We start from the raw sequence: 9,453 nt of genomic DNA, 5'->3' as shown, positions 1-9,453 counted from the left end.
TAGCGACGAACCCGTCGCCAGATCTGGAGGTCCCATCATGGCCGGTCACCACAACAAGGGCATCATCGATCCCCCCATCGACAACCTGCTCGACCGTGTCGAGTCGAAGTATGAACTGGTCATCTACGCGTCCAAGCGTGCCCGCCAGATCAACGACTACTACGCCGACCTGCACGAGGGCAACCTCTTCGACAACGTCGGACCGCTGGTCGACTCGTCCGTCGAGGACAAGCCGCTGACCATCGCGCTCCACGAGATCAACGAGGACAAGCTCCGCCTTCGTCACGCCGAGTGAGGGCTGAGTCCTCGATGAGCGCACTGCGCCTTTTCACCTCTGAGTCCGTCACCGAGGGGCACCCCGACAAGATCTGCGACCAGATCTCGGACAGCATCCTCGACGGTCTGATCGCCAAGGACCCGGCTTCGCGGGTCGCGGTCGAGACCCTCGTGACGACGGGGCTCGTCCATGTCGCCGGAGAGATCCGCACCGAGGCGTACGTCGACATCCCGACGATCGTCCGCGATGTCGTGAACTCGATCGGCTACACCTCCAGCGAGACGGGCTTCGACGGCTCGTCCTGCGGCGTGAGCGTCTCGGTGGGCGAGCAGTCCAGCGACATCGCCCACGGCGTCGATCTCGCCCAGGAGCACCGCGACGGTAGCTCCAGCGATGCGCTCGACGGCCTCGGCGCGGGCGACCAGGGCATCATGTTCGGTTTCGCGACCGTCGAGACCCCCGAGCTCATGCCGATGGCCGGCCACACGGCCCACCGCATCGCCGAGCGTCTGACCGAGGTGCGCCGCTCCGGTGAGCTGGCGTTCCTGCGCCCCGACGGCAAGACCCAGGTCACCCTCGGTTATGAGGGCTTCATCCCGAAGACCATCGATGCGGTCGTCCTCTCCACCCAGCACCACCCCGACATCTCCCAGGAGGAGATCCGTCACGAGGTGCGCCGTCTGGTGATCGACCCGGTGCTCGAGCAGACCGGACTCGAGATGCCCTCTGACGAGCGCTATTTCATCAACCCCGCAGGTCCGTTCGTCACGGGCGGCCCGAAGGGCGATGCGGGTCTGACCGGTCGCAAGATCATCATCGACACCTACGGCGGCGCCGCCCGCCATGGCGGTGGCGCTTTCAGCGGCAAGGACCCCTCCAAGGTCGACCGCTCCGGCGCGTACGCCATGCGCTGGGTCGCGAAGAACGCCGTCGCCGCAGGTCTCGCCGACCGGCTCGAGGTGCAGGTTGCGTATGCCATCGGCGTCGCACGTCCCGTGGGGCTCTACGTCGAGACGTTCGGCACCGGCAAGGTCTCCGATGAGATCATCACCGATGCGATCCGTCAGGTCTTCGACCTGCGACCGCAGGCTATCATCGAGGAGCTCGAGCTGCTGCGTCCGATCTACCGCCAGACCGCTGCCTACGGGCACTTCGGCCGCGAACTGCCCGACTTCACGTGGGAGCGCACGGACCGCGCCGACGAACTGCGCCGCGCCGCAGGGCTGTGACGCGCGGGCGCGGGGCGCGGCGATGAGCCGGCGCATCGCGCGAGTGCTTCTGGAGTCCCCGCTCCCGCAGCTCGATCGCCTCTTCGATTACGCGCTCCCCGAGGAACTCGGTGAAGTTCCTCGGGGAGTGCGCGTGCGTGTTCCGCTGCGCACCGCCGGCCGTCTCGTCGACGCGTACGTCGTCGAGATCGCCGAGGAGGATGACGCCGAGCGCCCACTATCTTCGGTCGAGACGGTCGTCTCGACGGTCCCGGTGCTGCCCGACGCGCTGTACAGACTCGCCCGCCGGGCAGCGGAGCGGGCGGCAGGCTCCGCCTCCGACATCCTTCGGCTCGTCATCCCCAAGCGGCAGGTGCGCGTCGAGAAGGCCTGGAAGGCGGATGCCGCGACCCCGGTGCCGACGCCGGAGATGCTCACGCGCTCCGAACGTGTGCTGGGGGAGTACACCCGGTTGAACGAGATTCTCGACGGCTCCGGACGCGCTGCTGTGGAGGCCATTCCGGGCATGAGCGAGGGCCGAGTGCGCTGGAGCGATGTGCTCGCCGCGTCAGCAGCACAGGTGCTGCATTCCGGGGCGTCCGGAATCCTGGTGGTCCCCGACCATCGGGATCTCGACCGTCTGCTCGCAACCCTGGCCGAGTTCGTCCCCGATGAAGCGATCGTCCGCTTCGACTCGCGCCAGACAAACCCCGATCGCTATCGGGCTTTCCTGCGCAGTCTCGAAGACGCACCGTGCATCGTCGTCGGCAATCGTTCGGCTGTTTATGCCCCCGTCCGCGCCGGTCTCATCGCGATCTGGGATGACGGCGATCCTCTTCTCGGCGAGCCCCTCGCCCCCTACGTGCATGCGCGCGATGCGGCGCTGCTTCGCCAGGAGCAGGAGGATTCCGCCCTGCTGCTGGTGGGGCACACCCGCACGACGGATGCGGAGCGCCTCGTCGCGCACGGCTGGTTGGACGATGTACGCGCCGCCCGGCGCGTGCTTCCAAAAGTACTCTTGAGCACCCAGCAGGAGCTGGAGCAGCCGACGCAGCGCGTGCACTCGAGTGCCTTCGCCGCTGCACGGCGTGCTGTGGAAGAGGGGCCGGTGCTCGTCCAAGTCGCCCGCCCCGGGTTCTCGCCGACGCTGGTGTGCGCGGATTGTCGCGCCCCCGCGCGGTGCCTCCCCTGCGGGGGGCCTCTCGGTGCCCGGCATCGCGGGGCGGTGCCGATCTGCGGATGGTGCGGCCGCTCGGCTCGTGCATGGCACTGCCCCTCCTGCTCATCGGCACAACTGCGCCTGGCGGCATCGGGCAGCGAGCGCACCGCGGATGAGCTCGGACGAGCTTTTCCGGGCGTGCGCGTGATCATCGCCGATGGCACGCATCCGGTGGAGTCCGTCTCCGACAAGCCCGCCCTCGTCATCGCGACGCGGGGCGCTGAGCCGCTCGCGGAGAACGGATACAGCGCCGTGATCCTGCTCGATGGCTCGCGCATGCTGCAGGCACCCGATCTGCGGATCGGGGAGTCGTGCCTGCGCTGGTGGTCGAACGCCGCGGCCCTCGCGGCGCCCGGCGCACCGATCCACCTCGTGGGCGTCGAGGGTCGAGTGGGACGCGCGCTCGCGACGTGGAACCATTCCGGGTTCGCGCGCGATGAGTTGTCCGACCGCGCACCTCTGCATTTGCCGCCCGTCAATCGGGTGGCCCTCCTCGAAGGGCTCCCCGCCTCCGTCGAGCGCGGGCTGGCCTCACTGCGCGAGATTCCGCTGCCCCCCGATGCGGTTCTCGGACCGGTGCCGATCGACGGCGATGACGAGCGGGTGCGTGCGCTCGTGCGCTTCGAATACGGAGCGGGTTCCGTCGTCGCCACCACTCTGCGCGCAGCGGTCGTCGCTGAAGCCGTCAAGCGACGTCGCGGCCGCGGCCAGGTGCGCATCCCGTTGTCCGTTCGACTCGATATCCTCGATCCAGAGCTGTAACCCTTCCTTCCGGAGTACCTTCATGAGAATCGTCTTCGCCGGCACGCCGGCGGCAGCCATCCCCACCCTGCGTCTGCTCGCCGCCGAGCATGAGATCGTCGGCGTCGTCACCCGGCCGGATGCCCCGCTCGGGCGTAAGCGCGTCCTGACGCCGTCCGCCGTCGCGCAGGCCGCCGAAGAGCTCGGTCTGCCCGTGATCAAGGCTGCGCGGCTCGATGAGGAGGCGACGGGGAAGATCGCGGCGTTGCGACCCCAGCTGGGCGTCATCGTCGCCTACGGCGGTCTCGTCCGGGAGCCGCTGCTGTCCACTCCCGATGCGGGGTGGATCAACCTCCACTTCTCCACTCTTCCGGCGTGGCGCGGCGCGGCCCCGGTTCAGCGCGCGCTGATCGCGGGGGAGACGAGCCTCGGCGCGAGCGTCTTCCAGCTCGTTGCAGCGCTGGACGCCGGAGACGTCTACGCGACGCGCACGGTCGATATTCCGGCGGATGCCACGGCCGATGCCGCCCTGGAGATCCTCGCCGAGGACGGCGCCGGCCTGACGTTGCAGGTCGTCACGGAGATCGCTGCCGGCACGGCCGTCGGCGTCCCGCAGCAGGGCGAGGTCACGCTCGCTCCGAAACTCGCCCTCGACGACGGCGCTCTCGACTGGACGGAGCCGGCGGTAAGCATCATCGCCCGCTACCGGGGCGTGACGCCGGAGCCCGGAGCCCACACGATGTTCGGCGATCTGCGGGTCAAGGTCCTCGCGCTCTCCGAGGCCACCGACGCCGACCCGCTCGAGCCGGGTGAGGTCGCCGCGACCCGCACCGCGCTTCACATCGGCACGGGCAGCCGTCCTCTCGCCATCACGCGCGTGCAGCCTGCGGGCAAGGGCGCGATGAACGCCGTCGACTGGTGGCGCGGCCGCCGCGATGACGACACGAAGCAGGCCGGCGCATGACCGGCGAGCAGCGACGCGACCGCTCCGGCGGACGAGGGCGCTCTTCCGAACGGACTCGACGTCCGGTCCGCGCGCAGGTCGGGCGAGGCCCGCAGCCCCGCACCGTGCAGCCCGCCCGCCGCGTGGCCTATGACGTGATCCGCGCGGTGGGGGAGTCCGACGCCTATGCGAATCTTCTGCTCCCGTCCGCGATCGCCCAGGCGCAGCTCAGCACGCAGGACGCCGCTCTCGCGACCGAGCTCACCTATGGCACGCTCCGCCGGTGCGGCACGTACGACGCGATCATCTCGTCGGCCGCCGGCCGTGCGGCCGAAGACATCGACCCGCCCGTCCTCGATGCGCTCCGACTCGCGACCCACCAGATCCTCTCGACCCGCGTCGCCTCGCACGCCGCGGTGAACGAGGCCGTCAACATCGTCGCCACAGAGGCCGGGCGCGGTGCGGCCAGCTTCACGAACGCCGTGCTGCGCCGCATCTCGCGCGATACGCCAGGGCAATGGCAGGAGCGCATCGAGGCCGAGGCGCGATCGGATGACGAGCGTCTCGGGCTGCGCACTGCGCATCCTGTCTGGATCATCCGCGCGCTACGGAGGGCTCTGGCCGCCGAGGGCCGCGTCGATGAGCTGGAAGAGCTTCTCGAAGCCGACAACATCTCGCCCGAAGTGACGCTCGTCGCCCTGCCGGGGCTCGCAGATCCCGGCCAGCCCGCACGCCCCTACGCGCCAACCGCGTTCGGATCTCCGGGCGGTAACCCGCAGGCCGTGATCGAAGCGGCCGGCGGAACGATCCGTGTTCAGGACGAGGGCTCGCAGCTGGTCGCCCTGGCCCTGTCCGCAGCGCGTCCGATCGCCGCCGGCGAGCGATGGCTCGATCTGTGCGCCGGTCCCGGCGGCAAGACGGCGCTGCTCGCGGCCATCGCACACCAGCACGACATCGCCCTCGAGGCCAACGAGGTCGTCCCCGCCCGTGCGGGCCTCGTTCGCAAGGCCCTCGAGGCGGTCCCCGGCGACGTCACGGTGCACGAGTCGGATGGGCGGGCGCTCACCTCCGCACATCCCGACCGCTTCGACCGGATCCTCGTAGATGCGCCGTGCACGGGTCTCGGCGCCCTGCGCCGTCGTCCCGAAGCGCGCTGGCGCAAGTCGCCCGCTGATGTCGCGGATCTCACGCCGTTGCAGACCGAGTTGCTCGGCGGCGCGATCGATGCACTCGTGCCGGGCGGCATCGTCGCCTACGTGACGTGCTCGCCGCACCTGGCGGAGACATCGGGCGTGGTCGCCGAGGTGCTGCGCACTCGCGACGATGTGGTCGAGCTGGATGCCGCGGCCGTCCTCTCCTCGGTCACGAACTCGCCGATCGATCTGGGCGACGATGGTTCCGGGCACGTGCAGCTATGGCCCCATCGGCACGGCACGGATGCGATGTTCCTCGCGCTGCTGCAGCGCACGAGCCCTGAAACCGGAGAATGATCCCATGAGCCTGCCCGCGGCGCCGCGCATCAATCCCAGCATCCTGTCGGCCGACTTCGTCAACATGCAGGCCGATCTCGCCCGGATCGCGACCGCAGACTTCGCCCATGTCGACGTCATGGACAACCACTTCGTCCCGAATCTGACCTTCGGACCGCAGATGGTCGAGCGCATTCAGCAGACGAGCCCCGTCCCGCTCGATGTGCATCTGATGATCGAGGATCCCGATCGCTGGGCACCGGGGTATGCCGAGATCGGCGCTGCGAGCGTGACCTTCCACCTGGAAGCAGCCGCAGATCCTGTTGCGCTCGCGCGCAGACTGCGCGGCATCGGCGCTCGCGCCGGCGTCGCGATCAAACCGGGAACACCGGGGGAGAGCCTGTACGACATCCTCGACGAGTTCGATCAGATCCTCGTCATGACCGTCGAGCCGGGCTTCGGCGGGCAGGGCTTCATGCCGGCGACCATGCCGAAGCTCCGATCTCTCGTCCGCGAGGCCCGTCGTCGCGGGTCCACCGTGTGGTTCCAGGTCGACGGCGGCGTCTCCGATGCCACGATCGCGCAGGCCGCCGAGGCGGGCGCCGATACGTTCGTCGCCGGTTCCGCCGTCTACGGCTCCGATAACGTCGAAGCGGCGATCCGTGGACTTCGGGAGCGTGCTCGAGCCGGTAGCCTGGACTCGTGAAGACTTTCGACGAGCTGTTCGCTGAGCTCCGTGCCAAGGCCGAGACCCGCCCCGCGGGTTCCGGCACCGTCGCCGAGCTCGACGCCGGCGTGCACACGATCGGGAAGAAGATCGTCGAGGAGGCCGCCGAAGTGTGGATGGCCGCCGAGTACGAATCGGATGCCGAGGCCGCTGAGGAGATCTCCCAGCTGCTCTACCACCTGCAGGTCATGATGATCGCGAAGGGGCTCAGCCTCGAGGACGTGTACCGACATCTCTGATGCGCTCCGCCCTTTCTCTCTGATCTGAAGGTTCCCCATGCTGCGCATTGCTGTTCCCAACAAGGGCTCGCTCGCCGAGACCGCCGCTGAGATGCTCGCGGAGGCCGGTTACACCGGTCGCCGCGATTCCAAGACGCTCCACGTCATCGACGCTCAGAACGATGTCGAGTTCTTCTTCCTCCGTCCTCGTGACATCGCCACCTACGTCGCCTCCGGTGCTCTGGATGTCGGCATCACGGGACGCGACCTGCTGCGCGACGTGCCTCAGCCGGCTCGCGAGATCCAGGCTCTCGGTTTCGCCCGTTCGACGTTCCGGTTCGCCGGCCCTGTCGGCAAGTTCTCATCGCTGGATGACCTCTCGGGGCTGCGTGTGGCCTCCGCCTACCCGGGGCTCGTCGATGCGTTCCTGCGCGAGCACGGCATCGAGGCGACTCTCGTGCCTCTGGATGGCGCCGTGGAATCGGCCGTCCAGCTGGGCGTCGCCGATGCGATCGCCGACGTCGTCGAGACCGGCACGACGCTTCGTCAGGCGGGCCTGGAGATCTTCGGTCCCGTCATCATCGAGTCCGAAGCGGTCCTCATCAGCCGCCCGGGTGATGCCGAGGGCACCGAGAAGCTGCTGCGCCGTCTGCGGGGCGTGATCGTCGCCCGTCAGTACGTGCTGCTCGATTACGACCTGCCCGCGGCGAAGATCGAGGCGGCGGCGGCGATCGCCTCCGGACGCGAGTCGCCGACCATCTCCCCGCTGCAGGACCCGGAGTGGGTCGCCGTCCGTGTGATGCTGCCCCGCAAGGGCATCAACAAGGTGATGGACGACCTCTACGCCCTGGGCGCACGTGCGCTCCTGGTCACCGCGATCGAAGCCGCGCGCCTGTAATGGCCGTCACGAGTCGCGTCATCCCGTGCCTCGATGTGGCCGCAGGCCGCGTCGTCAAGGGTGTGAACTTCGAGAACCTGCGCGATATGGGCGATCCGGTCGAGCTCGCCGCGCATTACGCCGCTCAGGGAGCCGATGAGATCACTTTCCTCGATGTGACCGCCACGGTCGATGAGCGCGCCACGACGTACGACGTCGTCCAGCGCACAGCCGAACAGGTCTTCGTGCCTCTGACGGTCGGCGGCGGCATTCGCAGCGTCGAGGACGTCGCCCGGCTCCAGGGAGTCGGCGCCGACAAGATCGGCGTGAACTCGGCAGCGATCGCCCGTCCCGATCTGATCGGCGAGATCGCGGATCGCTTCGGTGCTCAGGTGCTCGTCCTCTCGCTCGACGTCAAGCGCGCTCCTGGCACGTCTTCCGGTTTCGTCGTCACGACCCACGGCGGTCGGACGGAGACGACTCTCGATGCGCTCGTCTGGGCGCGCGAGGCGATCGAGCGCGGCGCCGGTGAGCTGCTCGTCAACTCGATCGATGCGGATGGCACCCGTGACGGCTTCGACCTTGAGCTCGTCGGCCTGATGCGCGAGGTCTCCTCGGTTCCCGTCATCGCCTCCGGCGGTGCCGGCGCGGCGTCCCACTTCGCACCGGCCATCCACGCGGGTGCGGATGCTGTGCTAGCGGCCAGTGTCTTCCACTCGGGGCTGCTCAGCATCAGCGACGTCAAGGATGCGATGCGCGCCGAAGGAGTGCTGGTTCGATGACCGATGATATCGAGGCCCGCATCGCCCGCGTCGCCTTCAACGACGTGGGGCTCGTTCCCGCCATCGTTCAGCAGTGGGATACCCACGAGGTGCTGATGCTCGCGTGGCTCGACGCCGAGGCGCTGCGCCGAACCCTCACCAGCGGTCGAGTCACATACTGGTCGCGCTCCCGCTCGGAGTACTGGCGCAAGGGCGACACATCCGGCCACATCCAGCAGGTCCGCGAAGCGCGCCTCGACTGCGATGGCGACGCGATCCTCCTCCTCGTCGAACAGACCGGTGCCGCGTGCCACACGGGGACCCGTTCCTGCTTCGACACCGAGGATCTGCATGCGGTGGACGCTCTGGCACCCGCTGAGACGAAGGCCGGCGACGGGGCGTGAGCATCCTTCGACGCGCACGCAGCATCACCGTCGCGGGGTTCCTCCTCGCCGGCGGCATCGGGATCATCTCCTCCACCCAGACCTGGCTGACCGTTGTCCGTGCAGACGCGGGCGAGGCGATCCTCGTGCCCGGAGCGGATGCGATCGTACTCCTGGCGCCGCTGAGCCTCGCCGTCCTCGCGCTCGGCGCCGCGATGTCGCTCGTGGGGACCGTGCTCCGTTTGATCTTCGCGGCCCTCGCCCTGGCAACCGGCGGACTCCTGGGCGTGTGGACGGTCCAGTTACTCATTGACGTCCCGTTGAGCGCGGTGGCCTCCGTCGTCACCGAGACCACGGGGCTCGCCGGAACCACGGCCCTCGAGATGATGATCGCCGAGATCACCGCATCCGCGTGGCCGATGATCGCTCTCGCCGGCTGGATCGTGCTCATCATCGCCGCGTTGTTCGCTCTCATCACGGGGGCGCACTGGAAGCGGGGAGGACGCCGATTCCGCACGGATGCCGCGCCCCCCGCGACCACCACCGGCCCGGTCGACGCCGTCGACTCCTGGGACGACCTGACCCGAGGAACCGACCCCACTCGGTGACCCGGATAGACTGAACACAACA

11 protein-coding genes are annotated in these 9,453 nt (G+C 68.9%); all 11 read left to right on the top strand.

Annotation, left to right across the window (positions count from 1 at the left end; translation table 11 throughout):
- Positions 1-37 precede the first annotated feature (37 nt).
- From rpoZ to Q0Z66_RS00165, 11 genes are read left to right on the top strand one after another with little or no spacing between them, the layout of a single operon-like run.
- Positions 38-295, top strand: a complete 258-nt coding sequence (gene rpoZ / locus Q0Z66_RS00215) for a DNA-directed RNA polymerase subunit omega (protein WP_298036227.1) — start codon at positions 38-40, stop codon at positions 293-295.
- A gap of 14 nt (positions 296-309) precedes the next feature.
- Positions 310-1,506, top strand: a complete 1,197-nt coding sequence (gene metK / locus Q0Z66_RS00210; protein ID WP_298036225.1) for a methionine adenosyltransferase — start codon at positions 310-312, stop codon at positions 1,504-1,506.
- Between the two features lie 22 nt (positions 1,507-1,528).
- On the top strand, positions 1,529-3,466 hold the full coding sequence (locus Q0Z66_RS00205; RefSeq protein WP_298036224.1) for a primosomal protein N': 1,938 nt from the start codon (positions 1,529-1,531) through the stop codon (positions 3,464-3,466).
- Positions 3,467-3,488: 22 nt separating this feature from the next.
- A complete protein-coding gene (locus Q0Z66_RS00200) occupies positions 3,489-4,409 on the top strand; it encodes a methionyl-tRNA formyltransferase (protein ID WP_298036222.1) in 921 nt (306 codons plus the stop codon).
- Entirely contained in the window at positions 4,406-5,878 is a 1,473-nt protein-coding gene (locus tag Q0Z66_RS00195; protein ID WP_298036220.1) for a transcription antitermination factor NusB, read from the top strand. Before Q0Z66_RS00200 ends, Q0Z66_RS00195 begins: the two co-directional genes overlap by 4 nt.
- A 4-nt stretch (positions 5,879-5,882) precedes the next feature.
- Complete coding sequence (rpe, locus tag Q0Z66_RS00190; RefSeq protein ID WP_298036218.1) at positions 5,883-6,563, top strand: ribulose-phosphate 3-epimerase; 681 nt, start codon at positions 5,883-5,885, stop codon at positions 6,561-6,563.
- Positions 6,560-6,823, top strand: coding sequence for a phosphoribosyl-ATP diphosphatase (locus Q0Z66_RS00185; protein ID WP_298036216.1), 264 nt, complete (start codon positions 6,560-6,562; stop codon positions 6,821-6,823). The genes rpe and Q0Z66_RS00185 overlap by 4 nt, the downstream gene beginning before the upstream one ends.
- A 37-nt stretch (positions 6,824-6,860) precedes the next feature.
- Positions 6,861-7,700, top strand: a complete 840-nt coding sequence (gene hisG, locus Q0Z66_RS00180; RefSeq protein ID WP_298036214.1) for an ATP phosphoribosyltransferase — start codon at positions 6,861-6,863, stop codon at positions 7,698-7,700.
- Positions 7,700-8,461 (top strand): imidazole glycerol phosphate synthase subunit HisF, encoded by a 762-nt coding sequence (hisF, locus tag Q0Z66_RS00175; RefSeq protein WP_298036211.1) that lies wholly within the window; start codon positions 7,700-7,702, stop codon positions 8,459-8,461. Before hisG ends, hisF begins: the two co-directional genes overlap by 1 nt.
- Positions 8,458-8,844 carry a phosphoribosyl-AMP cyclohydrolase gene (hisI, locus tag Q0Z66_RS00170; protein ID WP_298036209.1) on the top strand — a complete coding sequence of 129 codons (387 nt, stop codon included), beginning with the start codon at positions 8,458-8,460 and terminating at the stop codon, positions 8,842-8,844. The genes hisF and hisI overlap by 4 nt, the downstream gene beginning before the upstream one ends.
- Positions 8,841-9,431, top strand: a complete 591-nt coding sequence (locus tag Q0Z66_RS00165; RefSeq protein WP_298036207.1) for a Trp biosynthesis-associated membrane protein — start codon at positions 8,841-8,843, stop codon at positions 9,429-9,431. The genes hisI and Q0Z66_RS00165 overlap by 4 nt, the downstream gene beginning before the upstream one ends.
- Positions 9,432-9,453 lie beyond the last annotated feature (22 nt).

This window comes from uncultured Microbacterium sp. (assembly GCF_947632095.1).
Taxonomy (GTDB): Bacteria; Actinomycetota; Actinomycetes; order Actinomycetales; family Microbacteriaceae; genus Microbacterium.
Note: the sequence above shows the minus strand (reverse complement) of the source record. Positions and strands in the feature narration are given on the sequence as shown.